Source organism: Labrys sp. (in: a-proteobacteria) (genome assembly GCF_047605565.1).
Lineage (GTDB): Bacteria > Pseudomonadota > Alphaproteobacteria > Rhizobiales > Labraceae > Labrys > Labrys neptuniae.
In genome coordinates, this window is sequence record NZ_JASGFM010000003.1 from 156,761 (window position 1) to 183,673 (window position 26,913).

General features: G+C 61.3%; 25 protein-coding genes. 18 read left to right on the forward strand and 7 right to left on the reverse strand.

Features of this window, described 5'->3' with window-relative positions:
* The gene (locus QM672_RS04515; protein ID WP_415080890.1) at window positions 1–1,062 is read right to left on the reverse strand and encodes a maleylacetate reductase; all 1,062 of its coding nucleotides are present in this window, start codon (window positions 1,060–1,062) and stop codon (window positions 1–3) included.
* Window positions 1,059–1,868 (reverse strand): dioxygenase, encoded by an 810-nt coding sequence (locus QM672_RS04520; RefSeq protein WP_415081142.1) that lies wholly within the window; start codon window positions 1,866–1,868, stop codon window positions 1,059–1,061. The genes QM672_RS04515 and QM672_RS04520 overlap by 4 nt, the downstream gene beginning before the upstream one ends.
* A 128-nt stretch (window positions 1,869–1,996) precedes the next feature.
* Here QM672_RS04520 and QM672_RS04525 point away from each other — a divergent pair, with 128 nt between their 5' ends.
* Entirely contained in the window at window positions 1,997–2,947 is a 951-nt protein-coding gene (locus tag QM672_RS04525) for a LysR family transcriptional regulator (RefSeq protein WP_415080892.1), read from the forward strand.
* Window positions 2,948–3,382: 435 nt separating this feature from the next.
* Here QM672_RS04525 and QM672_RS04530 read toward each other — a convergent pair whose 3' ends face one another.
* Window positions 3,383–3,808, reverse strand: a complete 426-nt coding sequence (locus tag QM672_RS04530; RefSeq protein ID WP_311937140.1) for a MarR family winged helix-turn-helix transcriptional regulator — start codon at window positions 3,806–3,808, stop codon at window positions 3,383–3,385.
* Window positions 3,809–4,137: 329 nt separating this feature from the next.
* Between QM672_RS04530 and QM672_RS04535 the strand changes: the two genes are divergently transcribed.
* The 14 genes from QM672_RS04535 (at window position 4,138) to QM672_RS04600 (ending at window position 17,072) form a co-directional block, all read left to right on the forward strand.
* On the forward strand, window positions 4,138–5,181 hold the full coding sequence (locus QM672_RS04535; RefSeq protein ID WP_311937139.1) for a substrate-binding domain-containing protein: 1,044 nt from the start codon (window positions 4,138–4,140) through the stop codon (window positions 5,179–5,181).
* 101 nt (window positions 5,182–5,282) lie between these two features.
* On the forward strand, window positions 5,283–6,521 hold the full coding sequence (locus QM672_RS04540) for an ABC transporter substrate-binding protein (RefSeq protein ID WP_415080895.1): 1,239 nt from the start codon (window positions 5,283–5,285) through the stop codon (window positions 6,519–6,521).
* 82 nt (window positions 6,522–6,603) lie between these two features.
* Window positions 6,604–7,470 (forward strand): branched-chain amino acid ABC transporter permease, encoded by an 867-nt coding sequence (locus tag QM672_RS04545; RefSeq protein ID WP_415080897.1) that lies wholly within the window; start codon window positions 6,604–6,606, stop codon window positions 7,468–7,470.
* Window positions 7,470–8,513 (forward strand): ABC transporter permease subunit, encoded by a 1,044-nt coding sequence (locus tag QM672_RS04550; RefSeq protein ID WP_415080899.1) that lies wholly within the window; start codon window positions 7,470–7,472, stop codon window positions 8,511–8,513. Before QM672_RS04545 ends, QM672_RS04550 begins: the two co-directional genes overlap by 1 nt.
* A complete protein-coding gene (locus QM672_RS04555; RefSeq protein WP_311937127.1) occupies window positions 8,513–9,241 on the forward strand; it encodes an ATP-binding cassette domain-containing protein in 729 nt (242 codons plus the stop codon). The genes QM672_RS04550 and QM672_RS04555 overlap by 1 nt, the downstream gene beginning before the upstream one ends.
* A complete protein-coding gene (locus tag QM672_RS04560) occupies window positions 9,241–9,948 on the forward strand; it encodes an ABC transporter ATP-binding protein (RefSeq protein WP_415080901.1) in 708 nt (235 codons plus the stop codon). The genes QM672_RS04555 and QM672_RS04560 overlap by 1 nt, the downstream gene beginning before the upstream one ends.
* Window positions 9,949–10,040: 92 nt before the next feature.
* Window positions 10,041–11,555, forward strand: a complete 1,515-nt coding sequence (locus QM672_RS04565) for an amidase (protein WP_415080903.1) — start codon at window positions 10,041–10,043, stop codon at window positions 11,553–11,555.
* A 9-nt stretch (window positions 11,556–11,564) separates the two neighbouring features.
* On the forward strand, window positions 11,565–11,906 hold the full coding sequence (locus QM672_RS04570) for a putative quinol monooxygenase (protein ID WP_415080905.1): 342 nt from the start codon (window positions 11,565–11,567) through the stop codon (window positions 11,904–11,906).
* Between the two features lie 49 nt (window positions 11,907–11,955).
* Window positions 11,956–12,417, forward strand: a complete 462-nt coding sequence (locus tag QM672_RS04575; protein ID WP_415080907.1) for an urease accessory protein UreE — start codon at window positions 11,956–11,958, stop codon at window positions 12,415–12,417.
* On the forward strand, window positions 12,410–13,087 hold the full coding sequence (locus QM672_RS04580; protein WP_415080909.1) for an urease accessory protein UreF: 678 nt from the start codon (window positions 12,410–12,412) through the stop codon (window positions 13,085–13,087). Before QM672_RS04575 ends, QM672_RS04580 begins: the two co-directional genes overlap by 8 nt.
* A gap of 12 nt (window positions 13,088–13,099) precedes the next feature.
* Window positions 13,100–13,795, forward strand: coding sequence for an urease subunit beta (gene ureB / locus QM672_RS04585; protein ID WP_415080911.1), 696 nt, complete (start codon window positions 13,100–13,102; stop codon window positions 13,793–13,795).
* Between the two features lie 126 nt (window positions 13,796–13,921).
* The gene (gene ureC, locus QM672_RS04590) at window positions 13,922–15,628 is read left to right on the forward strand and encodes an urease subunit alpha (RefSeq protein ID WP_415080913.1); all 1,707 of its coding nucleotides are present in this window, start codon (window positions 13,922–13,924) and stop codon (window positions 15,626–15,628) included.
* A complete protein-coding gene (gene ureG, locus QM672_RS04595; RefSeq protein WP_415080915.1) occupies window positions 15,625–16,245 on the forward strand; it encodes an urease accessory protein UreG in 621 nt (206 codons plus the stop codon). The genes ureC and ureG overlap by 4 nt, the downstream gene beginning before the upstream one ends.
* Entirely contained in the window at window positions 16,242–17,072 is an 831-nt protein-coding gene (locus QM672_RS04600) for an urease accessory protein UreD (protein ID WP_415080917.1), read from the forward strand. Before ureG ends, QM672_RS04600 begins: the two co-directional genes overlap by 4 nt.
* Before the next feature lie 340 nt (window positions 17,073–17,412).
* Here QM672_RS04600 and QM672_RS04605 read toward each other — a convergent pair whose 3' ends face one another.
* From QM672_RS04605 to ltnD, 4 genes are all read right to left on the reverse strand, one after another.
* Complete coding sequence (locus QM672_RS04605) at window positions 17,413–17,880, reverse strand: hypothetical protein (protein WP_311937098.1); 468 nt, start codon at window positions 17,878–17,880, stop codon at window positions 17,413–17,415.
* A 525-nt stretch (window positions 17,881–18,405) separates the two neighbouring features.
* On the reverse strand, window positions 18,406–20,979 hold the full coding sequence (locus QM672_RS04610) for an autotransporter domain-containing protein (protein WP_415080920.1): 2,574 nt from the start codon (window positions 20,977–20,979) through the stop codon (window positions 18,406–18,408).
* Window positions 20,980–21,980: 1,001 nt separating this feature from the next.
* A complete protein-coding gene (gene otnI, locus QM672_RS04615; RefSeq protein WP_415080922.1) occupies window positions 21,981–22,784 on the reverse strand; it encodes a 2-oxo-tetronate isomerase in 804 nt (267 codons plus the stop codon).
* A 5-nt stretch (window positions 22,785–22,789) separates the two neighbouring features.
* Window positions 22,790–23,704: an L-threonate dehydrogenase gene (ltnD, locus tag QM672_RS04620; protein ID WP_415080923.1), complete on the reverse strand. Its 915-nt coding sequence runs from the start codon at window positions 23,702–23,704 to the stop codon at window positions 22,790–22,792.
* A 165-nt stretch (window positions 23,705–23,869) separates the two neighbouring features.
* Here ltnD and QM672_RS04625 point away from each other — a divergent pair, with 165 nt between their 5' ends.
* From QM672_RS04625 to otnC, 3 genes are read left to right on the forward strand one after another with little or no spacing between them, the layout of a single operon-like run.
* Window positions 23,870–24,874, forward strand: coding sequence for a LacI family DNA-binding transcriptional regulator (locus tag QM672_RS04625; protein WP_415080925.1), 1,005 nt, complete (start codon window positions 23,870–23,872; stop codon window positions 24,872–24,874).
* A gap of 31 nt (window positions 24,875–24,905) precedes the next feature.
* Window positions 24,906–26,171, forward strand: coding sequence for a 3-oxo-tetronate kinase (otnK, locus tag QM672_RS04630; protein ID WP_415080927.1), 1,266 nt, complete (start codon window positions 24,906–24,908; stop codon window positions 26,169–26,171).
* Entirely contained in the window at window positions 26,168–26,815 is a 648-nt protein-coding gene (otnC, locus tag QM672_RS04635) for a 3-oxo-tetronate 4-phosphate decarboxylase (RefSeq protein WP_415080929.1), read from the forward strand. The genes otnK and otnC overlap by 4 nt, the downstream gene beginning before the upstream one ends.
* Window positions 26,816–26,913 lie beyond the last annotated feature (98 nt).

Here is a 26,913-nt window from a genome sequence, read left to right on the forward strand (position 1 = left end):
CTAAAGTGGCGGTCGGCTTCCCTCCCAGGCATCCTGGAGCAGGGCGCGGATGGAAGCGCGGTCGATGGGTCGAGGGTTGGCGTAGGGGTTTCTGGTCGCAATCTCGGCGGCACGGTCGAGATCGATTTCTTTCAGGCCGAAATCCTTCAGCGCCATCGGTGATCCGACGGACCTGGCGAAATCGTAGAGTGCCTGGCCGGGCGTGCCGCCAAAGATGTCGGAAACCGGTTGCAGCTCTTTTCCAGCGGCGCCTGCGTTGAAGCCGATGGTGTGCGGCAGCATGATGGCATGGGTTTCGGCATGGGGCGTGTCGAAGCTGCCGCCCAGCGTGTGGCAGATCTTGTGGTGCAGCGACATCGCGACCTGGCCCAGCACCGAGCCGCAGAGCCAGGCCCCGTAAAGCGCATCGGTGCGAGCCGGCCTGTCCCTGGCCGAGGCGGTGATGACCGGCAGCGCCTGCCGGATGGCACGCATGCCTTCGGCGGCCATCAGCGCGGTGATCGGGTTGCCGTCCGGCGCATAGAGCGCTTCGGCGGCGTGGGCAATGGCATTCAGGCCGCTGGTCACGCTCATGCCCACCGGCAGGCCCAGCGTCAGATCGGGATCGTAGATCACCACCTCGGGCAGGACTTTCGGGCTGCGCAGCGTGGTCTTCTCGCCGCCTTCGGTCTGGCCGAGAATGGGCGTCACCTCCGAGCCGGCATAGGTGGTGGGCACCACGATCTGTGGCAGATCGGTGCGATAGGCGATTGCCTTGCCGAGGCCCGTGGTCGAGCCGCCGCCGAGCGCCACGACCATGTCGGCCTTCAAGTCCAGAACACGTGCAACGGCCGCTTCGGTCACATCGACCGGGGTGTGCATCGTGGCGTTGTCATAGGTTCCGACCGCAAGCCCGCCAAGGGCCGTGGCCATGGCCTCGCCCTCGGCTTTCTGGTGCGGCGTGGTCAGCACGAGCGCCCTGCTGGCACCGAGCTTTTCAACCCACTCGCCGACATGCCTGGACGAACCTTCGCCGAAGACGATATGCGCGGGGCTGCCTTGATAGACGAATGAGAGGTTCATGCTGCACGCCTTTCCTGCCTGGCCCGGGCCATGACGAACGTGAAGTCGAGCGCCCAGCCATCGCCGTCGCGCCTGATGTCTCCGATGAGCTCGGGCTTGACGCCGAACAGGGCATCCTGCCCCAGGCCTGGATCGCTACCGTCGAAGACATGCGTGGAGATGGTCTCGAAGCCGTCGGCGCTGATGATGAAGTGCAGATGTGCCGGCCGCCGCAGCGAGACACCGAGGCCCGCCAGCATCCGGCCGACGGGGCCGTCGGTCGGTGTCGCATACCCGGCGGGGCGCACCGTGCGGTAGAGAAAACCGCCATGGCCGTCGGTTTTCAGGATGCCGCGCAGGTTGAATTCCGGCTGCCGATCGGGCTGCTGGTTCTCGTAATATCCGTCGGCATTGGCCTGCCAAGTCTCGACAACGGCGCCCGGGATGGCCACGCTGTCAAGGTCGACGACACGGCCACGAACCAGAAGGGCCTCGCCGGCACCATCGAGCGAGATCGATCCGCCATTGGCAATGGCGGGTGCGTCCGGACGATAGAACGGCCCGCGCACCGTATTGGGCGTGGCGCCCTTGTGGCGCTGGGCATTGATCTCTTCGACGAGGGCGGTGACACCCAGCAGATCCGAGGCCAACACCCACTCCTGGCGCCGGTCATCGGTGGCGTGACCAATGTCGGTCAAAAGCTGCATGGCGGAGCGCCACTGGTCCCTGGTCGGCCGGGTTTCGCGCACAAAGGCATGCAAATGCCTCACCAGCGAATTGAGGAATGAAGCGGAGGTTTCCTTTACGCCGGGGCCGACGCGCTCCATCACGACATCAGCCGAGTTCTGTGCGTTCAACGACCTGATAGCCACCGGCTGTTCCTCCCGAGGAGCAACATACCCGGCACCAGCCTGCATATTGATCATTTCTCAATTAAACAATATAGCAAATTGCTATGAAGCTTGACGAGCGCCACCTGGTCCAACTTGCCGCCGTGGTCCAGGCCGGCGGCGTGACGGAGGCTGCGATCCTGCTCGGCATGACGCAGCCGGCCGTGTCACGAACGATTGCGATGATGGAGCAGCGTATCGGCGAGCCTCTTTTCGTCAAAGGGCGGCGGCCCCTGCAACCGACGGCCTTGGGACAGGCGCTGGCGAGCCACGGCCAGACCATGCTTGCGGCTTCGCGCAAGGCATCGGCCCTCGTCGCCGGATTTCAGAAAGGCGCGTTTGGGGTCGTCAGGGTGGGCGGTTCTCCCTTCTTCTCCGACGCACTGATCTCGGGCATGATCGCCGAATTCCAGGACAGGCGTCCCGATGTCCGTGTCGAGCAGAGCTATGGCTATCTGGGGCAATTGCGGGCGGCGCTGGACGCGGACCGCATCGATATTGCGATCTGCCCCATCGACGTGCTGAAGGAAGGATCGGGCCTGCGTTTCGACGTGGTGTTGCCCGGACGCAATGTCGTCGCCTGCCGCACGACTCACCCCTTGCTGATGAAGCGCCGTCTCGATCCGGCAAGCCTGCTCGACTATCCCTGGGTCGGTCCGCCGGAGGGCAGTCCCCTCTATGCCGACCTCAATAGCATGGCGCTGTCACTGGGGGCCACGGAAATCAAGATCCGCTATTCCGGCGGCTCGCTGTCCAGCGCCATCAACTACCTGAAATCAAGCGATGCGCTCACCGTGCTGCCCCACAGCGTGGTCTTCGCCTATCGCAACGAGAAATCGATCACGGCGCTGCCGGTCAGAATTCCCCACCCCGAGCGCGCCTTGGGCATATTGCAGCAGAGCAACGCGACGCGAGCTCCGGCCGTGGATGCTTTCGTCGCTCATGTCACCAAGCGCTTCAAGGATCTGGCGCTGCTGATAGAACGCCATGAGAAGGCCATCGTGTGGGGCCTATAGCCATTTGGTCGTCACCTTGCGTATCGTGGGCATGCAAGCAAGAGAACCCATCTCTTCACTTGTTCGTTTGGAGATGCGCGATCACTGGTTTCGACAGACTGTACCAATTGGGCTGCAGTACGAAATAACCCGCCGGAACCGTCGACGCGCATAATTTGTAGCATGCCGTGACGTGTCTGTGATGACCGCCAATAATGATCAAATCCTGCCACCACAACCAGTTCTGGCATAGATCAACTGCCGTCCTGGTCTGATCGGCAGGACGGTCTTTGCATTTTATAGCCGGGATTCGGAGGAGTTTGGCCGCACTGCGTCCGGCGGGCACAAAATTGGATGACGAGCCGACATCTCAACTTTTGCGTTGGCGATAAAATGCCTCCAAAAGGCAGTCTTGGACCACCACCCCGTCATGCCATCAGAGCTTGTTCACAAAACCTAGTCCATCATCAGATCGCGCAGTAACCCTTTGAGAGTTTCCGCTTTGTCACCCCGCAGGCGATCGATGATATGACGCTGTTGGTCACCGACGATCTCGTCGAGCTTGATGTGCAGAGCCGTGCCCTTGCTTGCGAGATAGATGAGAACCTTGCGGCGGTCGTTCGGATCCGGGCCCCGATATACCAGCGCGTCAGCCACCATGCGATCGATGATCTTTGTCAGGGTGGTCGCATCGACCAGCACCAGCTCGGCGAGATGGCCCATCGACAGGCCGCTCCGCGCCGCCAAGGCAGTCAGGATGCGGAACTGCTCGATCGGAATGCCCTCGGGCCTCAGCCTGTCCTCTAGATCCTCCTCAAGCTGGCGGTTCACGCTCGCAATGAGATAGGCTAGTTGATCTTCCATCTTGTCGGAGCGTGCCAAGCCGAACTTCTCATCTTCAATATTCGCAATTTCAGATAATTACCCTACTCGGCCCGTGCCGTTCAAGCGTCCAAACCAAAATTGTCGTCATGATGGTTCGGTCATACCGCGCATAGCCTTCGCAGTTGTTTCTGCGATGAGAAATCCACCAATTGCCCAAGAATACGGCGTTGGACCAGCGCGCTCGACAGCATCCTGCTTTTGCACATCGCGGCTCTCGGCAGTTTGGGGACGAAAACACGGTCCGCTACCGGTGGCATGGTTTGTGCATGCGGATCCGGTGACTTGGATGGACCTCAGACGGCTGTAATGTCCGAACGTCGACCGAGATGATCAAGATTGGCTTGCTCACGCCGCGGCAGGGTCCCGCCGGCATTTGGTCCGCGTCCGCCGAAGCGAGCGCAATTCTCGCGGTTGCCGAAATCAACGTCGCGGGAGGCCTGATCGGTCAGGAACTTGAACTGGTTCTCGCCGATGCCGGCACGACCGGGCGCTCGGCCGCGCTGGCGGCGGCAGACATCGTCGATATCGATGAAGTCGATGCGGTCGTCGCCCTTGTGCCCAGCTATGCGCGCAGGGCCATCTCCCACGCTGTCGCCGGTCGCGTACCCTATATCTACACGCCGCAATTCGAAGGCCATGAAAGCGATCGCGGTGTGGTCACGGTCGGTGAAACTTCGAAGGAATTGTTGCATCCGGGCATTGCATGGCTGGCAAACAAGAAGGCGGTGCGACGCTATTACCTGGTCGGCAACGACTATGTCTGGCCGCGTGCCACCTTCGAAGAGGCGCGGCACATCATCCAGTCGGCAGGCGGCATCGTCGTGGGTGAAACGATCTTGCCTTTCGGCTTTGACGACTATGAACCGCTGCTCGACAAGATACGTCGCGCGCAGCCGGATGTGGTCATGCCCTACCTGCTCGGCTATGAGGCAATCGGCTTTAACCGCGCCTTTTCAGAGGCCGGCCTGGCGAGGAAGATCTTGCGCTTCTCCTCGGCGATCGACGAGACCATCCTTTATGGCCTGGGTGCCGACTGCACCGAGAACCTTTTTGTGACCTCGGCTTATTTCTCGGCTCTGCGCTCTCGCAACAACGATGCGTTCCTCGAGCGCTATCACAGTTGCTTCGGTGAGACGCCGCCGCCGATGAACGGGTTCGGCCAGTCCTGCTACGAAGGGATTCATTGTCTCGCCTGCCTTGTCGCGTCGGCTGGGGGGCTGCGTCCGGGAGATCTGCGCCGCAGGGTGGGCCGCGCCATGCAGGTGCGGACAGCACGTGGCTTCAAGGCACGGATCGTTGCCGGGGGCAGCCAGCCCGTCCATTTCGCCGAGGTCGACGGCCATGAGTTTCGTGTCAGGGACCCGTGGTGAAGTCTTCCATATTGCGGTGCAAAAAGTTATTGCAATTTCATATATTGTAATTTCATATAACTCTCATGGGCGGCCGAACACGCCCTTGAGGGGACCAATCTATGCCGACGTCGCGCCGCAGCTTTCTCAAGACGACCCTTTCCGCATCCGTTGCCGCCATCGCAGCACCGGCCCTGATTTCCAGAAGTGCTTTCGGCGCGGAGGCGCCGATCCTGGTCGGCAGCCTGCACGACCAGTCGGGGCCCATCGCCGCTTCGGGCGTTCCGATGGTCGACAGCCTCAACGTTGCTATCGACGAGGTGAACGCCTCCGGCGGACTGCTCGGCCGGCCGCTGAAGCTGGTGCATTACGACACCCAGTCGAATATCCAGATGTATTCACAATATGCCCAGGCTCTGGCGCTCAAGGACAAGGTTGCGGTCGTCCATGGCGGGATTACTTCCGCCTCGCGCGAGGCGGTCCGGCCGACCTTCGATCGCTTCAAGATCCTCTACTTCTACAACACGCTTTACGAGGGTGGCGTCTGCGATCGCAATACCTTCTGCACCGGCACGACTCCGGCGCAAACGGTGGAGAAACTCGTCCCCTATGCGATGAAGAAATGGGGCAAGAAGGCCTACATCATCGCCGCCGACTATAATTACGGCCAGATCACCGCAAAGTGGATGACGAAATATGTCAAGGACAATGGCGGAGAAGTCCTGTCGATCGATTTCTTCCCGCTGGACGTCACCAATTTCGGTCCGACCATCAGCAAGATCCAGGCCGCCAAGCCGGACATCGTGCTGTCGGCGCTCGTTGGCGGCAACCACACCTCCTTCTACCGGCAATGGACCTCGTCCGGCATGAAGGGGCAGATCCCGATCGCCTCCACCACGTTCGGCCTGGTCAACGAGCCGACGACACTGGACGCAACCGAAAGCGAGGGAGTGCTGGGAGCTTATGGCTATTTCGAGGAGCTGACGACGACCGCCAGCACAACCTACGTCAAGAAACTCAAGGATAAGTATGCTGATATTCCCTATATCAGCGAGCTCGCTGCGGCGACCTATGAGGGCTTCTATTTGTGGATCGCGGGGGTCAAGGCCGCCGGTTCGATCGATCGCATGAAGGTGATCGCTGCCCTCGAAAGCGGCGTGTCCTTCGACGGCCCGAGCGGCAAGGTCGTTCTCGACCACGCCACCCATCATGCTATGCGCAACGCCTATCTGGCCGATGTGAAGGCTAAGAAATGGTCTGTACTCGAAACCTATGAGCAGCAAAAACCGCTGGATACGGCCGGCGTCTGTGATCTGATCAAAACCCCGGCCGACAACCAGCAATACGTCATCAAGATCTGAAGACGGCGCCATTGCCTCGGTGCCGCGACCTGGCGTGGCACCGCCTTTCCGTTTGACGAACCCGGCGGAGCCTGCCCCATTCATGGAACTTGTAATCATTCTCGCACTCGATGTGCTGAACGGAGCGGCGTCCCTCGTCCTGCTCTGCCTCGGGCTGGCGATCATCTTCGGGATGATGAAGATCATCAACCTCGCTCATGGCGAGTTCGTGATGCTCGGTGCCTATGCCACCGTCATCTCCGCCAATGCCGGTGTGAACATCTGGATTGCCATGCTGATCGTCGCGCCGGTTTTCGTCGGTCTGGTCGGCATCATCGTCGAACGTTGTCTGATCCGCTTCCTCTATGGTCGCCTGGTGGACACGATGCTGGCGACCTGGGGATTGAGCCTGTTCATTGTCGGCCTGGTCACCACGATCTACGGCAATACCATCAAGGGGGTTCCAACTCCCCTCGGCGGCTTTTCGATCGGGGAGTACAAGTCGAGCTACTATACGTTGTTCCTGGTTGCTGTGGCGCTGATCATGCTGGCGCTGATCTTCGGCATGCTGCGTTACACGCGTTTTGGCCTGGTTTCCCGTGCCACGATGCAGAATCCCGGCATGGCTGCGGCGCTCGGTGTCAATCCGAGCCGGATCTACATGACGACCTTCGGCATCGGCGCAGCCATTACGGGCCTGGCAGGCGGCGTATTGGCTCCGGTCTCCGGCGTGGTGCCGACCATGGGCGCCGCCTATGTTGCCAAGGCCTTCATCACGGTGGTCGGCGGGGGGAGTGCCATTCTGGCGGGGACTGCCTCGGCCTCGGGGCTCTTCGGCCTGATCAACCAGATGGGTTCCTACCTGACCACGCCGGTCTTCGGTGAGGTCATCCTGTTCATATCGGCCATCATCCTCATCCGCCTGCTGCCCCAGGGCATCTCCGGCCGCTTCTTCAAGGGAAGGCTGTGATGTCGGCAAAAGCCAAGCTATTCCTCCAATTCATCGCCTTGGCCGCCGCCATTGCAGCAACGGCGATGGCGCCACAAATATTCGAGGTCTTCGATCTCATGCAGCTGACGCTGTTTGCGGCGATGGGTGTCCTGGCACTCAGCCTCGGCTTCATCTGGGGCTTCGGCGGTATTCTGTCCTTCGGGCAGACCGCCTTCTTCGGCCTCGGCGGTTATGCCTATGCGGTTGCTGCAATCAACTATGGCGACTCCACCGGTGCCATCCTGCTGGCCATGATCGTGCCGGCAATCTTTGCCACGGTCCTGGGCTATTTCGTTTTCTATGGGCGCATCAGCGACGTCTATCTTGGCGTCATTACGCTGACCGTCACGCTGATCCTGTTCAACGTCGTCAATTCGACGGCGGGCGACGAATACCGCATCGGCACGGCTCCACTGGGCGGCTTCAACGGCATGCCGTCGGTACCGACCTTCAACATGCCATTCGATCCTGAGACAGTGCTCGATCCCGTCCAGGGCTGGTATGCCACGGGTGGGGGGCTCATCCTGGTCTATATGTTCCTGCGCCTGCTGTTGTGGAGCCCGTTCGGGCGTGTCGCCGTCGCTGTCCGGGAAAACGAGGTTCGCGCCTCGCTGCTGGGTTATGATCCGCGCCTGATCAAGCTTGCCGTCTTTGTCGTCGGCAGTGCCATTGCCGGTCTCGCCGGCGCTCTTTACGTCAATTGGGGTGCGTTCGTCAGCCCGACGATCTTCGCCCTGTCCCTTTCAGCCGAGATCATCATCTGGGTGACGGTCGGTGGCCTTGGCACACTGATCGGGCCGGTGGTCGGCTGCTTCCTGATTCAATATCTCGTGGCACAGATCGGATCGCAGCAGACATTCAACTCCAACCTCATCCTCGGCGTGATCCTGATCGCCTTTGTGCTGCTGCTCCCCAAGGGGCTGATCCCGGCGGTGCGCGATCTCCTGCTGCAGGTGCTGCGAGCCTTGCCACGCCGTGCGGCGTCTATCCGCGACGCCGATCAACCCGTGGAGGCCGAGTGATGGCAGATCTCGTTCCGCTGCTGCGCACGCAAGGCCTGACCATGCGCTTCGGCGGTGTGGTGGCCGTCAACACGGTCGACTTCACCCTCGGGGAGGTGGAGTTGCGCTGCCTGATCGGACCCAACGGTGCCGGCAAGAGCACATTCTTCAAGATGCTGACCGGCCAGCTGACGCCCACGTCCGGTCGTATAGCGTTTCGCGGCAGTCCCATTGCCGGCGCGCCCTCGCATGAAATCGCGCGCCTCGGCGTCGGCATCAAGACACAGGTCCCGAACGTGTTCAACGGACTGTCCGTGCGGGAGAACATCTGGCTGGCGGCACGTCGGCGCAACCCGCCAATGCGTACCAAGGCACTGGTGGAGGAAGTGTTGGACAAGATTCATCTTGCCAGGCGCGCCGATGACATCGTGGGCCAGCTCTCGCATGGCCAGCGGCAATGGGTTGAAATCGGCACGGTGCTGGCGGGCGAACCCGAGCTGATCCTGCTCGATGAGCCGGCAGCCGGCATGACGGACGAGGAAACTGTCCGCACAGCCGAGATCATCCGCGAAATCAACCTCACGCGTGCGCTCATCGTGGTGGAGCATGACATGCAGTTCATCAAGATGATCGCCAAGACCGTCACGGTCTTTCATCAAGGCCAAATCCTGATGGAGGACACAATCGATGTCGTCATGCGAGACCCGCGTGTACGCGACGTCTATCTCGGCAAGAAGGTGGCCGCCTGATGCTCGTCGTCAAGAACCTGCACGCCGCCTATGGCCGCATTCCCATCCTGACAGGCGTCAGCTTCGCGCTCGAGCCCGGCGAATATCTCGGCATCCTCGGTCACAACGGCATGGGCAAGACGACGTTGATGCGCGCTCTCATGGGCTCTCTGCCGACCACCGCCGGCTCCGTCACCTTCGACAATCGCGATGTAACGCGACTGGCGGCCCATGCCCGCTCACGGCTCGGAATCGGCTTGGTACCGCAGGGGCGCGAGATCTTTCCCAGCCTCACGGTCATGGAAAACCTGCGGATGGGCCTGGCCAGCGCCAAGCGGGAAGATCCAGTCGTCATCGACGACGTTCTGAGTGAATTTCCAAGGCTGGTACGCCTGCTCGACCGGCGCGGTGGCGCACTGTCCGGGGGCGAGCAGCAATTGCTCGCCCTTGCCCGCTGCCTGTGCACACGTCCGCGCCTTGTTTTGCTCGATGAACCGACCGAGGGCATTCAGCCCTCGATCATCGAGGAGATCATCGAGACGCTGCTCCGTCTCAAGCACAAGCACAGCATCGCCATGATCCTGGTCGAGCAGAATCTCGACTTCATCACTTCGCTTTCGCAGCGCGTCCTCACCATCCAGAAAGGGCGGATTACTGGAGAGATCAATCCCAATGATCTCAAGGACAGCGAGGCCGTCGCCAGTTACGTCGGTATGACCATGAGCTAGCGACCGCGGTCTTGCGAGGCCACTGTCGGCGGCCTCTCCCCCAATACACTCCAAACTTCTTGATTTCCCTTGCTTGCGAGAAAGGAAAGACGATGGCTATTACCCGACCGACCGCCCTGCAGATTGTCGAGGTTGCTGCAGAGCTCGGCATGACCCTGTCGGCAGAACAGGCGGCCGGCTATCTGACGTTGATGCAGCCCAATTTCGACGCGTACGATATCATCGACGCCATGCCCGACAACGTGCCGGCTGTGAAATATCCGCGTACCCCCGGTTATCGCCCCGGTCCGGACGAAAACACCTATGGCGCCTGGTACTACAAGAGCGTGGTCAAGGGGGCCGCCCGCGGCAAGCTTGCCGGCAAAACGGTCGTGCTGAAGGACAATGTCAGCCTGGCTGGCGTACCAATGATGAATGGCGCGTCCACGCTCGAAGGCTTCGTGCCGAGTGTCGATGCTACCATCGTGACCCGCATGCTCGATGCCGGTGCTACCATTCTCGGCAAGGCCACCTGTGAGCATTTCTGCCTGTCCGGAGGCAGTCACACCTCGGATCCAGCTCCCGTCCACAACCCCCATAAGCCCGGCTATTCGGCCGGCGGCTCATCGTCGGGCAGTGCCGCGCTGGTTGCAGCCGGCGAAGTCGACATGGCGATCGGTGGCGACCAGGGCGGATCGATCCGTATTCCCGCATCCTATTGCGGCATCTATGGCATGAAACCGACACACGGGCTGGTGCCCTACACCGGTGTCATGCCGATCGAGACCACAATCGATCACACCGGCCCAATGACGGCGAACGTCAAGGACAACGCCTTGCTGCTCGAAGTTCTCGCCGGGGCGGACGGGCTCGATCCACGCCAATACGCGCCCAAAAAAGCGCCCTATACCAGGGCTCTCGACAGGGGCGTAAAGGGCCTGAAGATCGGGGTCCTGAAGGAGGGCTTCTCGACCGCCGGCATGCAGGCCGATGTCGTCGACAAGGTCAAGGCGGGGGCCGAGCGGTTCCGCGAACTTGGCGCTACGGTGGAGGAAATCTCCATTCCCGAGCATCCTCTCACGGCGGCGGTATGGCAACCGATCGGCCTGGAAGGCCTGACCGCCCAGATGATGTTGGGCAATGGCATGGGCTTCAACTGGAAGGGCCTGTACGATGTCAGTCTGATCGACGCCCATTCGGCCTGGCGCGAACGTGCAGACGATCTGTCCCCAACTCTCAAACTGTCCATGATCGTCGGCCAGTATTTCCTCACGCATTATCGTGGGCGTTACTACGGCAAGGCCCAGAATATCGCCCGCCGCATGAAAGCGGCTTATGACAGCGCCTTCGCCTCCTACGACTTGCTGCTGATGCCCACGCTGCCGATGAAGGCCACCCCTCTTCCGGGACCCGACGCTCCACTGGCCGAGATCGTCGCGCGTGCCTTCGAAATGATCGGGACGACCTCCCAGTTTGACGTAACCGGGCACCCGGCAATGTCGATCCCGTGCGGCTTGAGCGAAGGGCTGCCGATCGGCCTGATGTTGGTGGCCGGAGACTATGGCGAGAGCACCATCTACCAGGCAGCGAGTGCCTTCGAATCGCTTGGCGACTGGAAGACGATGTGAGGTGTCGCCATGGTAACGATCACGGCGATCATTCAGGTCCGCAAGGGCTCGGAGGCGGCGATGCGGCAGGCGCTTCTGGAGGTTGCTGCCCATGTCGAGGCACACGAGCCGCGAACCGTCAGCTTTTTCGTCTCACAAGATAGCAGCGATCCCGCCCTGTTCACGACCTATGAACGTTTCGTTGACCGGGCCGCGATGGACACCCACAACGGTTCCGCGGTCGTTGCCCGCTTCTTCGCCACGGCCGATCCCCTCCTGGAGGGAAAGGTCACGCTCGTCATCGCAGACGAAATCTCGGCAAAGGCCTGCGGTGGTGCAAGTGGCGTCACCGGTGGTCCTGGCTTGCTCTGAGGCGGCCTCCAATTTCAAAGACGTCCATTCCCGGCAGAGGAGACCGGCATTGAACCAGGACAGGATCGGTCGCGTCGTCATTGGCGCCATCTTGGGCAATCGCGCCGAGGCTGCCATGGCAGCCCAGCTACATGACATCAGTCATGACGGAGGTCTGGAAACCTTGATGCTCGCCCCTGTCGACCTGCCGCGCCGCCGCTTCCACGCGGTGACACAGACAGGGACGCAGTGCTTCATTCAACTTCCTCGGGATAGCGTGCTGTTCGATGGCGCCGTGATCTACCTGGAGAACAGGCGGGCAATCGTGGTGCATGTCGGCGAGCAGCGGTGGCTGAGACTGCGTCCCGCCGCCGGAGCCGAGCTGGAACTGGGTTATCTCGCCGGCAATCTGCATTGGCGTGTTCGGTTCGAAGGCGGCGTCCTTTTGGTGGCACTCGATGGCCCGACCGAGTCCTACCAAGCGCGGCTGCTGGATTTTTTGGAGCGAGGCAAGGTGACTATCCTTGAGTGAAATCGAGAGACTTCTGACGGCTCTCCAGTTCGGGGACGGGCAATTCCCGGCGGGCGCTTTTGCCTTTTCCTGGGGACTCGAATCCTTGATCGCCGACGGAGCGGTCGCCCGGGCCGACTTTCCCGCCTTTCTGCTGGCTCAATTGGCGTACCGATGGGCCTCGTTCGATCGTATCGTCGTCATCCGAGCCCATGAGGCGGCCCGGGACATCGGGCAATTATGCGAGCTCGACGACTTCGTCGATGCGGCGACCACGGTGGATGCCGGCCGCCTCGGTTCGAAGCGCGCGGGCCGCGCCCTTCTGAGTACCCACCACCGGTTGGGCATTCCCGGTGCGGCTGCCCTCAGACAGGCTGTCACGACAGGCCGGGCTGCAGGTCATCTGGCGGTGGTTCAAGGTTGCGTGCTGGCCGGCCTCAGACTGGACCGCATGACGGCGTTGACGGTTAGCGCCTACTCGACCGCGTCGGCCCTTTCCACCGCGGCCATCCGGCTCGGATTGATTGGCCATCTCGATGCTCAGCGGGCCCTGCTTGCGGCCCACCCCTATCTGTCCGGCGCCATCAAGCGGGACGACGCGGATCTTGACGGCGCCTCGAGCTTTGTACCAACCGCCGACATCGCCATGATGAGGCATGCCCTCCAGACCCAGCGGCTCTTTTCCAACTGACAAGGCAGCGCCATGAATCTGTCCCCGACCGAGATCGAGCGCCTGACCATTTTCATGGCGGCCGAATATGCCCGCAAGCTGCGCACAGCCGGGATAGCTTTGTCGCATCCGGAAGCCGTGGCCCTGATCGCGGACGAGATGCTGTTTTCAGCCCGGCGAGGCCTGACTTACGAAGTCATCGTCGACATGGCGTCCCGGCTCCTCACCACCGACGACGTCGAACCGGGTGTCGCCTCCATGGTGGAATTCGTGGCGGTCGAAGCGAGTTTTTCAGAAGGCACCAAGATGGTGATCGTTTTTCGGCCGATCGAGCAAGGACAGAAGCCGGTGGCCGATCCGCTCGAGCCCGGCGAACTCATCGTGCCGGACGGCGATATCGAGCTCAATGCAGGCCGGGCCGCCATCATGATCGAGGTCCTCAACACTGGCGACCGCGATATCCAGGTCCGAAGCCACAGCCATTTTTTCGAAACCAACAGGGCATTGGACTTCGACCGCGCCGCGGCTTTCGGTTACCGGCTCGATGTCCGATCGGGAGGTGGGGAGCGGTTCGAACCGGGCCTGCGCAAGACTGTCACGCTCGTCCCCATGGCAGGTGCCCGCATTGTGCGTGGCCAAGCCGGATTGACCAATGGCCCGCTGGACGATCCGGACGTGCGGCGACGTGCTTTCGCAGCGGCAAGCAGTTTCGGCTATCGCGGCCTCTAGAGCAAAACGCGTTCAGGCGGAAACGCGGTTTGGCTCTGGCTCATCATTCCGACGCGTCTTTGCGCTTCTCGCGGGTTCGGCAAAGCGCAAGATGCTTCGGGCTTCAACCCACCAGGCGGGACCACCATGGCAAGAATTTCACGGCGTGACTATGCAGATGCCTATGGCCCCACCACGGGCGATATGGTTCGTCTCGGCGACACCACATTGCTGGCCGAGATCGAGCATGACTACACCGTCTATGGTGAGGAACTCACCACCGGCGCCGGCAAGGCGATGCGCGACGGCGAGGGCCTGCAGACCACCGGCACCGCGGCCTCCGGTGCGCTCGATTCCGTCATCCACAACGCAACCATCATCGATGCCGTCCTCGGCATCGTGAAGGCGGATATCGGTATTCGTGACGGTCGTATCGCCGGTGTCGGCAAGGCGGGCAATCCGGACATCATGGCGGGCGTCGATCCTGCCTTGCGCACAGGTCCCAACACGACGATGTATCATGGCGAGCATGTGATCGTGACCGCCGGCGCCATCGAGGCCCATGCGCATTTCCTGTCGCCGGAGCAATGCGAGCATGCGCTGGCCGGCGGAACGACGACCATGATCGGCATGTCGCCGGGACCGCATTTCGACACCAGCTGCGCGGGCCCCAATGTTGTAGGGCAGCTTATCCAGGCGGTCGACCATTCCTGTCTGAATTTCGGTTTCCTGGGACGCGGGGCTTCTGACCCAGGCGCGGTGGAGGAATCGGTAGCGGGCGGCGCTCTGGGCGTGAAGATTCATGAAGATCTGGGTGCCTCGGGCGCCGTGATCGACGGATCGCTGGTCGCGGCCGAACGAAACGATTTCTCGGTCAACGTCCATACCGACACCATCAACGAATTCGGCTTTTGCGAGGATACCCTGCGGGCAATCGCCGGCCGCACGGTGCACATGTTCCATACCGAGGGCGCAGGTGGTGGCCATGCGCCCGATCTGCTCGTGGTCAACGGCCAGTCCAACGTATTGCCCTCCTCCACCAACCCCACCAATCCTTTCACCGCCTATGCCCTCAACGAGGGCGTTCCCATGACCATGCTGGCCCATGCGATGAACTGGCGGCTGGCCGAGGATCTTGCCTTCGCCGAATCCCGTATCCGGCCGCAAAGCATGGCGGCTGAAGATTTCCTGCACGACATGGGTGCGATCTCGATCTTCGCAACCGACAGCCAGGGAATGGGAAGGCTTGCAGAGAATGTCGCAAAATGCTGGCAGCTCGCTTGCGTGATGAAACGGCGGGCCGGACGCTTGCCGGAAGAAACCACGGCCCGCGCCGACAATGAGCGGATCAAGCGCTACATCGCCAAGCTGACCATCAACCCGGCGATCGCCGCAGGCATAGATCCCCATGTCGGTTCGATCGAACCGGGCAAGATGGCCGATCTCGTCTTCTGGTCTCGCGCTTCCTTCGGCATCAAGCCGCGCATGGTGATGAAGAGCGGCTTCGTGGCCTGGGCCGCGATGGGAGACGGCAATGCAAGCCAGATCGACAGCGAACCGATCATACAGCGCCCCATGTGGGGGAGCACCGGCCTGTCACCTCAGCATCTCGGGGTGACCTTCGTGTCCCGCCTCGCTTTGGAAGCGGATGTCCATCGCAAGCTGAAGGTCGCCAAGGCATTCGTGCCGATCCGCTCGGTGCGGGCCCTCACAAAGCGCAACCTTGTGCGCAATGACGCTTTGCCTCGCATCGAGGTGGATCCGAATACATTCGAGGTCCGGGCGGACGGGAAACTCCTGACCTGCGAGCCAACCTCGATCGTGCCGCTCAACCGGAGATATATGCTGCGATGAGTATCAGGGGCGCCGCGAGAGTCGGCATCGGCGGGCCGGTCGGCTCGGGCAAGACGGCGCTGCTGGAGCGCCTGGTTCCTACATTGCTCCGGCGTAGGCTCGAGGTGGCCGTGATCACGAACGATCTCGTCACCCAAGAGGATGCCGAGCGCTTGCGTCGCACGGGTATTTTGGCGCGGGAACGGATCCTGGCCGTGGAGGCCGGGGCTTGTCCGCATACCGTGATCCGCGAGGATCCGACGCTGAACATGGAAGCAGCCGATAGTCTCGATCATGCCTTTCCCGGTCTCGATCTCATTTTGATCGAAAGTGGCGGCGACAACCTCGCTTCCACATTTTCACTCGATCTCGTCGATTATTGGCTGTTTGTCATCGACGTCGCCGGGGGCGACGACATCCCGCGCAAACGCGGTCCGGGGGTGGTGCAATCCGACCTTCTGATCGTCAACAAGGTCGATCTCCACCCCTATGTCGGAGTCGATCTGCCGCGCATGATCGCACAGGCGAGCACTGTGCGTGGTAATCGCCCGGTCCTGTGCACCAACTGCCGCACCGGGGAAGGCATAGATGCTGTTGCCGATGCAATCAGCAACGCTGTGCTGAGCCGCGAGCCTTGAACATCTCCGAACCTCGACCGGTTCAACTCAATCTTGCCTTCGTCCGGGCGATCGACGGGCACACGGTCCTCGCATCCCGGGCTGTGTCCTATCCATATTGCGTCACAGCCCCGCTACGCGCCGCGACGACGAAGACGGCGGCTCGCCTCATCCTGCAGGCATCCTCCGGCGGTCTCTATGCCGGGGAGCGCCTAGCCCAGACGATAACAGCTGGCCCACAGGCCCGTGTCGTCATCGAATGCCCGGCCGCGACCGTCGTACATGGGATGAAACCGCCGACATTGGCCAAGCAGGTCCTAAGCATTGCCGTGAGCCGCGATGGTCAATTGCGCTACCTGTCCCGTCCGCTGATCTTTTTTCCCGATGCCGAGCTGGAGCAACGGGTGATGTTGCGTGCGTCAGCCGATGCGACGATCCTCTATCGTGAGGGCTTTTGCCTGCATGATGCCCGCGGGGGTGACCGGGCATTCCGCCAATTCCGAGGCTCTACACAGGTGCTGGATGAAAATGGCGCCTTGCTGGCGCTCGACCGGACCGTGGTTGAGGGAGCGCAGATTATCGCCGGCATTCCTGGTATGGGCGGAGCTTTTCGTGCCTTCGGATCGATATACCTCGTCCGGTCCGTGGACGAAGCCGAGGTTCTGCAATTCAAGGGCGCGCTCATGGCTCGTTTCGCCGGTTCGCCCTTGATCTATGCGTCGGCCGGTGGGCTACGTCGTGGGTGCGGGCTCCTGGTCCGTGTGGCGGCTCGTGACGGCGGTGCACTTGCCGATGCTCTGGAAGAGATCACGGATCGCCTGGCAAGTGTCTTCCTTGAGCAAGGTTGACCGGGCGAAGCCCAGCTTTCAGCTCTGAGCCATGAGTGCGGTGGGGCGATTCACTCAAAGCTCAAGCAGATCCAGAGCAGCCAGTCGCCCTGTATCGTGGCGATGCAAGCATGCGACGCGAGCATTCCTCCGCAACCAAATTGCAGCACGCCGACCACGTTAAATCTACGCTACTCTACGACGCGCTCTATCCTGTTGGATCGATAGGTTCAAATCAGGTTCGGATCGATCCTGACTGGCAACGGCCCATTGTGCCTCTCCAGGGATGCATTGGACAGCTTGGGGGGCAGTCGCAAATCATTCGTCAGGATGTTGGCTCTGGCCTACCATTGACGAGCAATCACCCTGGGCCATCCCGCGGGGGCAGGTCACTTGTTTCGGCGAGGACCTTGTTGGCGATCTGCGCCCAGACGGGGTTCGAGTCAGCGCTGTACTGGACGCATTCAATGATGGCCCACAGTGCGTACCGATAGCGATCCGAGATCTCCAATGCGTTGTTTAAATGTAGTTTCAACTTGTCGACAGTCGCGTCCCGGCGGGCGATGCCGTCTTCCCTCAATAATCGATTTTCCATTGGTGCAGCGACACGCGCAAACTCATGCTTTGTGACGTCGACATTGTATTCGTAGTCGATTTCGAGCCGAGCATGGCACCGTGCTATCTCCGCGTCCTGGGCACGCAGTGCATGGGCGGCTTCGATCATTGTATTGTTGGCGTCATCGATGTCGAACAGTTCCGTCTCGTTGTCGTCATGCATTCCGCAGGAGGGCACGCCTAGCTCAAGCCGTTCGATCAGGTCATCGTTCATCGTGTCCTCCGTCTGCTCGACGCAAACCGACCGGGTCCAAAAGCGTTGATCGCCTCGGCAAGAAGCTTGAAACGTATCTGGGCATAGCCATGCGAAGCATGCTCAACAATGATCCACCATGCGGATGCTTCCCTTGAGGCAGCGATCTCATCGAAATCAAATGGCATGACCAAAGCGCTTCGCAAACTCGGTTGTATCGAGCCTACCCTATTCATAGTCAAATAATATGGGAGTCCGGCATTGCGCGACACTGCCGGGCTGGCCTCGACAAAGGGCAATTGCGGGGGCGTAGCGGCTCAAATCGCCAATTCGCGAAGGCACCCAGTCCGGTGCATCCGCTTCGAGCCCGCATTGGTCGCGACCTATCGTTCCCGTTTCAGGGATATCTGAAAATAACCCTCACGCATGAGGGCCTTGCCGTCCGGCATTTCCATGTCGGCAGGAAATGCGCCCCTCAGTGAGGGGCGCATTTTGTCTTTCTGCGATGTCTTGAGCGCCGCCATCCGTTCGTTTCAAAGCCGGAGCCTAGAATCTCCAGACGAAATTGCCCCGGACGCTCTGGTCGGCGGCTTTGTTGCCGAATTGACCGTTGTAGGAGACACCGAGGCTGACCGCCTCGGAAAAGGCGACGCTGACGCCGGCATCGACGACCAGGGCATCGCGGGCGATCGGGATTCCGGCGGAAGTGAAGACCGTGCCGTTGGCCAATGCGAGGGCGGCTGTAGGCTTGACGTCGCCATAGGCATGGCGCCAGCCCAGGCTCGCCTGCAGGGTTGCGATGGTGCCCTCGGTCAGATCGAAGCTGGTGGCCACCTTGGTGCCCAGGGTGGTGAAGCCGAGATCGGTGCTGCTGCTACCACCGGCGAGGGCGGCATCGCCGCCGGTTTCCCGAAAGCCGTCGGTGTGCAGATTGAGATAGGCGGCATTGGCGAAGGGCTCGAGGCGGAAGGCTCCGGCATCGATGCGATAGCCGAGCTCGCCGAAGAGTTGGGCGGTGGCGGCATCGTAGGAGGTGGTGAGGCGGTTGACATAGCCGGGCACGGCCACGGTGCGGTCGCTGTCGATGTCATGCCAGGTGTAGGTGGCGCCGAGCCTCAGGGCGAGGGCGTTCCACTGGCGTCCGGCATAGAGGCCAATATGATAGTTGTCGGCCTTGCCGGAGGCGGAGCGGGCATCGACGTCGAAGGTGGAATGGCTGTAGCCGGCGAGCGCGCCCAGGCGCCAGTCCTGCAGGAACGAGCCCTGGACCAGGGTATCGAAGCCGATGAGGAAGCCGCCGGTATCATGGTCGATGCGGGCATTGCGCCCACCGCCGCCCAGATGGCCCCAGGAGCCGAAGCCCTGGGCCCAGAAGCCGGAAAGTGGAGCTGGCGCGGCAGCCGCGTCGAAGGGCGAGGGTCCCTTCATGGACGGGGTCTCGGCATAGGATGTCAGGCCGGCGACGGGAGGGGCAGGGGCGAGAGCCGGCGTATCGGCATTGGCGAGGCGGTTGAGCACGACATCGCGAATGAGGCCGCTATCCTGGATCAGGGCGCTCCTGGCTGAGGCATGCACATCGCCCGACAGGGTGGAAAAGGCCTGGCGTGCGCTGGTGTCGTCCGGCGACAGGGCGACGGCATCATAGAGCTTGTTGCCGAGCGCCAGCGCCTCCACGCTTTGAGCCACCGCACGCTGGTTGGTATCCAGGGCGGCGAGCGAAGCGAAGGAGGCACTGTTGCGCGCGACATTCACATAGATGTTGTTGACATTCTTGGACAGGCTGAAGTCGACGAAGGGGGCGTTGTCGGTAACCTTGTCGAACTGTCCGGTGATGCCGCCATTGGCGGTCAGGATCTTGTAGTGCCGGCCGATCTCGTAGGTGCCCTCGACGGGAACGACATAAACCGTGCCGCCATTGACGGTGGCAGTGCCGGTGGCATGGATGAAATCGCTGTGGCCGGCCGCATCGACATTGACCTGGACTGTGCCGCCATTGTTGACGAAAGTACCGACCGTCAGTGTCGACGGCGTGCCAGGCCGGAAGGCGATCCTGCCGGCATTCGTGACGGTGCCGGTGACGGTGGCCGCGCTACCGCCCGGTATCGCCCACAGGGCACCGGGATCGCTGAGCTGGATCGAAGTGGCATTGTTCGCCGTGCCGATCCAGCGCGATCTGTCCGCAAGGGTCACGCTGCCGAGCGATCCCTTCGCCACCGTCAGATTGCCGCGCCAGAGGGTCGTACCTTCGAGGCGGCCATCGAATTCGTTGGCGCCAGCCTTGCCCGGCGCGTCCACCTGCACGTCTCCGGACAGGGCGGAGTCCTGGGCTCTCAGGGTCAGTTTCCCTATATCGAAAGAATTCGTCGGTGCGAAGTCCACGGCTGCGATGCGTGCGAGCAGGCCGCCCTTGCTGCTGGCGACAGGTGTGATTGCCGACCCATGGGTCAAGGTGACGTTGGCAGAAGCACCCTCCACCAGTATGCCCGAACCGGCCGATTTCAGCGTGATCTGACTGTTGTCGAGCATGAAGGAGGAGGAGCCTCCATTGCCGGTGACGTGAATTCCGTTGATGGGGCCGCCCGTATTGGTTCCCTCGAAGGTGCTGTCGATGACGAAGAAGCGGCTGTTGTCCCAGACACTCGCCAGGAAGTCAGTCCCGTCAGAGTCGTGAGAGACATTCGTGTTGGCGCTGGCCGTCACGCCTCGCATCGAAATCAGGCCGCCGCCCGATGAGAACACCCTGTAAGTCGAACCCGTGGCGGTAACGGTGCCGCCGCCGTTGAAATAGATGTCACCGGCGTCGGCATGGGCGAAGTCGAGCCACACCCCGCTTGCTTTGATCGGACCATTCAGGGTGACCGTGCCCAGACGAGCTTCGATGCCATAGCCGCCACCGCCGCGGGCGGTCATGGTCGTCGTGCCGTCGAGCGTGATCGTACTGTTGTAGTTGACGCCGATTCCGAAGGCTCCGGCATCCATGTCGAATGTCAGGTCATGCCCCGTGATCGTGCCGGGCGTGACCTCCTTAAAGGGATGGCCAGCCCAAAGCCCCCAGGTATCCGTGCCAAGGTGGAAGGTTCCGCCGCCGTCGAGATGAATGGTCCCTCCATTCCAGGCCATGGCTCCGAAGTAAAATGGCCCTTCGGTCGGCCAACTGTTCGGGGTCGTCACGTCAATGGGCGTGCCCGCATTGTTATGCAGCAGCGAACCTGCATCAAAGGACTGGAAGCAGTCTTTGCCGCTGCAGGTTGCCTGCCCTGGCGCTATCTCGACCGTCTGGCCGCCGCTGGCGGTCGCCTGTGCCTGGGCGCCTTGGCAGATCAGAACGGCGCTCGATGCCAGGAGGAAACCCAGGAGCGGACCCCTCGGCAGAGTGGGGCGGGTGGAGGCCCTTCCAGTTGATGACGTCACGGACCTTCTCCTTTCGAATGCCAAGGGCGCCCCGAGTTCCGCGCGACCGGCTGAACCGGCGACGATGGGGGTAAGGCGGGTAGGCGTCCTCCAACACCTGCGGAATAGGAGCGAAGATCGATATTTCCGCAGAATATGGCCCGAAATTATCGAGTCATGACGGAACATTCAAGTTTGTAATTTCAAAAATATAAGGAATATTGATATATGAAATGCTATAGTTTGGAGTTGCGTGTCAATTTGAATTTACGGAACTAAAAATTATGTTAAATACACACACAGCGAAATCATTAAGTTAGAATGTTAAAGTTATATTTTTAAAAAATATTTCATCAATTTCACGATGGATCTTTATAATGCTGGCTCGCTTGTGCTCCAGCCAGTCCTTCGCGACTGTGAGCTTTCCGAGGACGGCAGACATCGGCGCTTTTGCGCTCATATAGGTCCCGGCCCGTGACGATCGAAGCGAGCTTCTTGTGAAACCCGCGTGCCCCGTCCCAGGACAGTTCCCGTGTCAGGGCTCATTGCTTTGGGGACCTGATCTCATGGGCGCGGCACTCGCGTACCGCCGCGCGGACTGAATCACCAGAAGATCCGCCTTTGCGGGAGCTGATGGCGAGTTGCGGATCCGATCACGTTTCCGGCCAGCGAATAGTCTTCGTTCCTCGGCGCTGTGCGCAGCGCCGCGAATCTCCGATTGACAGAGTTGCTCACTCGGGCGTAGGGCGAGTTCCGGTGTCGGGGGCCTGCACCGCCTTCAACCAACCAAGCCCTTCCTCGGTTACACCGGCGGGGCGATATTCGCACCCGACATAGCCCTGATAGCCGATGGCGTCGATCTCGATGAACACCAGCCGGTCATTGAGCTCGCCGGTTGTCGGCTCGTTGCGTGTCGGCACGGCGGCGATTTGGATATGTCCGATCTTCGGTGCCATTCGCCGTAGGGCCATGATGACGTCGCCGTGCAGGATCTGGCGATGGTAGACGTCGAACTGCAGGCGGACATTCGCGTGATCGAGGTCGTCGATGAACTCGAGTGCCCGATCGAAGTCGTTCAGGAAGTATGCCGGCATGTCGCGCGTGTTGATCGGCTCGATAACGAGGCCGATGCCTGCGTCAGCTGTCGCATCCGCGGCTCTGCGCAGATTGTCCTTGTAGGCCGCAATCGACGCAGGGGAATCCCAAGCAGCATTGCCCGCCATCATGTGCAGCAAAGGCGTTCCAATCGTCTTGGCGTAGGACACCGCCAGGCCCAGCCCTTTGAGGAACTCCGCGCGCCTGTCCGGCAGGCTGGCCAGGCCGCGATCGCCCGCTGCCCAATCGCCAGGCGGCATATTGAAGAGCGCCTGTTTCAGACCGGCCGTCGCCAGCGCGTCCGCGACGATTTCCGCGGGATGGTCATAGGGAAACAGATATTCGACGGCACCGAAGCCCGCGTCGGAAGCCGCCTGGAATCTCTCCAGGAAGGGACGCTCGTTGAACATCATCGATAGATTGGCGGCAAATTTGGGCATCTCGATCAAACCTCTTCCGACATGCCGGGCAGGCGAAGGCCGGCGATCTTGGCGAGCAGCCGGGCGACGGAGCTGTCGTCATCCCGGCCCATGCCCGCCGCTTCCGTCATGATGAACAGCTGCAATGCTGCAGCTGTGATCGGGAGCGGAAACTTCACCTTCCTCCCGATGTCGGAAACAATGCCAAGGTCCTTGGTGAAAATGGAAACCGCACTATGGGGGGTGTAGTCTCCGGAAAGGACATGTGGAATACGGTTCTCGAACATCCAGCTATTGCCGGCGGATTTGGTGATCACCTCGAAGACACGCGAAATATCGAGGTCGAGGCTCTTGGCGAATGCAATTGCTTCGCAAGCCGCGGCGATATGGACGCCCGCGAGCAACTGGTTGACGACCTTGAAGGACGAGCCGATGCCCGCTTGATCGCCCAGCTCGTAGACCGTTCCGGCCATCGCATCCAGTGCCGGCCGGGCTGCAGCAAAGGCCTGGGCGGAGCCTGATGCCATGAAGGTCAAATCGCCGGAAGTTGCTTTCTTGGCGCCACCGCTAATCGGGCCGTCGAGATAGAGCAGGCCTGCGGCTTCGGCGCGTGATGCAAATCCCTTCGCCTCCGAAGGGGAGATGGTGGCGCACGAGACGATGACCGCTCCAGGCCGCAAGGCAGACACGACGCCGCCCTCGGCGAAAAGCACAGCTTCTGTCTGGGCTGCGTTCACGACGACGATGACGGCAATGTCGGCGTCGGCAGCCGCCTCCTGCAGGCTGGCGGAGGCTAGACCGCCATCCTGGCTGAACGCCTTCAATGCATCTGCGTTGACGTCATATCCTCTTACAGTCCGTCCGGCCCGGAGCGCCGAGCGCGCCATCCCCAATCCCATCGAGCCCAGACCGATTACGGCAATCGTCGATTGGTCGCTCATCCTGGACGGCGCCTCCCACTTTCCAAATCAAATCAGATTCGCCTATCTCAGCGCTAACACTTGCTAATCACATCCTATTGCAAGGATCAAGCGAATGATGTTAGCGCTTACACATAACGCCCTGACCTTCGCCGTCGGGCGCAGATCCTGCGGTGAGGTCGTCCTTTGACAGCGCTTGAAACGCCAACCCTCGCCCATGTGGCGAGACTGGCCAACGTCAGCGAGAACACAGTCTCAAGGGTCATCCGAGACAAGGGGGCGATTGCACCGGAGACGCGCCGGCGGGTCATCGAAGCCATCGACGCGCTCGGCTATGTGCCAAACCGAGCAGCCGGCTCGCTCGCATCTTCCTCCTCGATGATCGTCGGGGTGATCTTGCCCTCGCTCTCGAACATCGTCTTTCCGGAATTGCTTCGTGGCATTCATGCCGGCCTGGCGGGAACATCGTATCAGCCAATGATTGGTGTGACCGACTATGACCTCGAGAAGGAACAGCAACTGATCTCGTCGCTGCTGGCGTGGCAGCCGGCGGCGATCATCACCACGGGCTTCGATCATACCGATGCAGCGAGGCGGATGTTGGAGGCAAGCAAGGTTCGTGTCGGCGAATTGATGGATATCGACCGCAGGCCGATCGACCTTGCCGTCGGCCTCTCCCACCGCGGGGCGGGGCGTGCCATGGCTCGCCATCTCATGCGCCGCGGATACTCGAAGATCGCCTATGTCGGGCATGATTGGGACGCGGATCGCCGGGCCCATGCGCGCTATCTCGGGCTTTGTGAAGGCTTGGGGGACGTCGGGCTGGCATTGGTCGCGGAGCATAGAGTCGACGGACCAAGCTCGACCTTGAGCGGCCGGCAGGCCCTGGCGGCAATTCTCGCCGATGGGGCCGAGATCGAGGCCGTCGCATTTTCCAACGATGACATGGCCGTTGGCGGATACCTGCACTGTTTGGCCGCTGCCGTTCCAGTGCCCGACAGGCTCGCCCTCATGGGATTCAACGGGTTGGAGATTGGCCAGGCGCTTCCGAAGCCGCTCGCGACGGTGCTTTCCAATCGTTTTGCCATCGGCAAGACGGCGGTGGAGACTCTCCTGAAATCCCCCGACCGCGCGTTCGAGCCGGCAATTATCGACACAGGGTTTTCCATCATTGACGGCGCGACCGCGTAGTCGGGCCGCCTTTTCGCAACAGGAGTAGGGGATGTTACTCGGCGCTATCGCTGACGATCTTACCGGAGCAAGCGACCTTGCCCTCATGCTTTCCCGAGAGGGAATGCGAACCATTCAAACGATTGGCGTCCCGTCGGGAAACGTCGATCTCACTCATATCGACGCAGTCGTGGTTGCTCTCAAATCCAGGACCAACCCGGCCACAGAAGCCGTCGCAATGTCGCTTGAGGCCTTGGCGTGGCTTCGCGCGGCAGGCGCTCGGCAAATCATCTTCAAATATTGCTCGACCTTTGATTCAACGGCAAAGGGCAATATCGGGCCGGTGACCGATGCGCTCCTTGCTGCGCTCGACGTGGATCTCACCATTGTTTGCCCGGCTTTTCCGGCAAATGGCCGAACCGTCTACAAAGGCCATCTCTTCCTTGCCGAGAAGCTCCTCTCAGAGAGCCCGATGCGGAATCATCCGCTGACCCCCATGACGGATTCCTCCCTGGTACGGCTCATGGCCGCGCAGTCGTCCCTCAAGGTAGGGCTCGTTGGACAGGAGATCGTGGCACGGGGCGCAGAGGCCCTGCGTGAGGCCTTTAGGGCGGCGCGCGCGCTTGGCGATCGAGTGCTGGTCGTCGATGCGATATCCGACCAAGACTTGCGGACGATCGGGGAGGCCGTTGCCGATTTTCCGTTGATCACCGGAGGGTCCGGCATCGCGATCGGCTTGCCGGAGAACTTTCGCCGTGCCGGATTGTTATCGGGCAATTCCGAACCCGGCTCCTTTACCGCGCCATGCGGCGGCGCTGCAATCTTGGCTGGCTCATGCTCGGAGGCAACGAGGGGCCAAATACAGGCTGCCATTGCCGCCGGCATGCCCTCCATGCGGATCGATCCGATCGACATAGCGCAGGGGCGCGTCACCGTGGGCGGCGCAGCGGATTGGGCATTGGAGCAGGGGGAGAACACCCCCCTCATTTACTCCAGCGCCGACCCCACCGAAGTTCGTGCCGCGCAGGATGCCCTCGGACGGCAGAAGGCCGGTGAAATCATCGAGCACTTCCTGGCAGAAACCGCGATCATGCTGCGTGCGAATGGTGTTCGACGCCTTATCGTCGCCGGTGGCGAAACGTCCGGGGCGGTGGTTGGCGCCCTTGCACCCGCCGCCCTCTATATCGGACCGGAAATCGACCCCGGAGTTCCCTGGACGCTGACGATGGGGGAGGCGGAGCCGATGGCTCTGGCGCTGAAATCGGGAAACTTCGGTACGGCTGACTTTTTCCTGAAGGCCTGGGAGCTGCTGCAATGACAGCCATCATTTCCGAGACAACCCGCGTTCGAGATGAGATCGTGGCGGTCGGCAAGTCCTTGTTCGAGCGAGGCTTCACTTTTGGGTCGACCGGAAACATCAGCGCAAGGCTCTCGAATGGCGATCTTCTGATGACGCCGACCAACGCCTCCCTTGGAGCGCTTGATCCGGGGCGGCTTTCCAGATTCAGCGCGGAAGGTGTCTTCGTCGATGGCGACAAACCCACGAAAGAAGCGTTTCTGCATCAATGCATGTACTGCGCGCGTCAGGGGGTAGGAGCGGTCGTCCACCTCCATTCGACGCACGCGGTGGCCGTCAGCGTGATCGACGGCCTGGATCCGGAAGATCTCCTGCCCCCACTCACCGCATATTATGTCATGCGAGTTGGGAAGCTGCCGCTGGCGCCCTATTTCGCTCCGGGAGATGTCGCTTTGGCAGAGGCGGTTCGCGAGAGGGCACGCACGAGCCATGCGGTGCTGCTCGCCAATCACGGTCCGGTCGTCGCAGGAAAGTCGCTTCGCGAGGCCCAATACGCAAGTGAGGAACTGGAGGAGACCGCGAGGCTGTTTTTGATGCTGAGAGGAGAAAGGATCAGACCGCTTACCACGGATCAACGCAATGAACTCACGAAGCCTTCAGAATAGAAACTGCTTGGATCGTACCAAGCATTGGGCTCACCGCAGTCGATCGGTGCACTGTCGCGGAAATGCTCAGGTTGGTGGCGTGAAGGCCGCGGCAGTTC

Bases quoted from the DNA above. Each gene is read 5' to 3' on its own strand.
- QM672_RS04540 (WP_415080895.1), top strand. From the start codon at position 5,283: ATGCCGACGTCGCGCCGCAGCTTTCTCAAGACGACCCTTTCCGCATCC.
- QM672_RS04535 (WP_311937139.1), top strand. From the start codon at position 4,138: ATGATCAAGATTGGCTTGCTCACGCCGCGGCAGGGTCCCGCCGGCATT.
- QM672_RS04560 (WP_415080901.1), top strand. From the start codon at position 9,241: ATGCTCGTCGTCAAGAACCTGCACGCCGCCTATGGCCGCATTCCCATC.
- ureC (WP_415080913.1), top strand. From the start codon at position 13,922: ATGGCAAGAATTTCACGGCGTGACTATGCAGATGCCTATGGCCCCACC.
- ureG (WP_415080915.1), top strand. From the start codon at position 15,625: ATGAGTATCAGGGGCGCCGCGAGAGTCGGCATCGGCGGGCCGGTCGGC.
- QM672_RS04520 (WP_415081142.1), bottom strand. From the start codon at position 1,868: ATGGAGCGCGTCGGCCCCGGCGTAAAGGAAACCTCCGCTTCATTCCTC.
- QM672_RS04550 (WP_415080899.1), top strand. From the start codon at position 7,470: ATGTCGGCAAAAGCCAAGCTATTCCTCCAATTCATCGCCTTGGCCGCC.
- QM672_RS04610 (WP_415080920.1), bottom strand. From the start codon at position 20,979: ATGGCCTGGAATGGAGGGACCATTCATCTCGACGGCGGCGGAACCTTC.
- ltnD (WP_415080923.1), bottom strand. From the start codon at position 23,704: ATGAGCGACCAATCGACGATTGCCGTAATCGGTCTGGGCTCGATGGGA.
- otnI (WP_415080922.1), bottom strand. From the start codon at position 22,784: ATGCCCAAATTTGCCGCCAATCTATCGATGATGTTCAACGAGCGTCCC.
- QM672_RS04555 (WP_311937127.1), top strand. From the start codon at position 8,513: ATGGCAGATCTCGTTCCGCTGCTGCGCACGCAAGGCCTGACCATGCGC.
- ureB (WP_415080911.1), top strand. From the start codon at position 13,100: ATGAATCTGTCCCCGACCGAGATCGAGCGCCTGACCATTTTCATGGCG.
- QM672_RS04545 (WP_415080897.1), top strand. From the start codon at position 6,604: ATGGAACTTGTAATCATTCTCGCACTCGATGTGCTGAACGGAGCGGCG.
- QM672_RS04515 (WP_415080890.1), bottom strand. From the start codon at position 1,062: ATGAACCTCTCATTCGTCTATCAAGGCAGCCCCGCGCATATCGTCTTC.
- QM672_RS04525 (WP_415080892.1), top strand. From the start codon at position 1,997: ATGAAGCTTGACGAGCGCCACCTGGTCCAACTTGCCGCCGTGGTCCAG.
- QM672_RS04605 (WP_311937098.1), bottom strand. From the start codon at position 17,880: ATGAACGATGACCTGATCGAACGGCTTGAGCTAGGCGTGCCCTCCTGC.
- otnK (WP_415080927.1), top strand. From the start codon at position 24,906: ATGTTACTCGGCGCTATCGCTGACGATCTTACCGGAGCAAGCGACCTT.
- otnC (WP_415080929.1), top strand. From the start codon at position 26,168: ATGACAGCCATCATTTCCGAGACAACCCGCGTTCGAGATGAGATCGTG.
- QM672_RS04565 (WP_415080903.1), top strand. From the start codon at position 10,041: ATGGCTATTACCCGACCGACCGCCCTGCAGATTGTCGAGGTTGCTGCA.
- QM672_RS04570 (WP_415080905.1), top strand. From the start codon at position 11,565: ATGGTAACGATCACGGCGATCATTCAGGTCCGCAAGGGCTCGGAGGCG.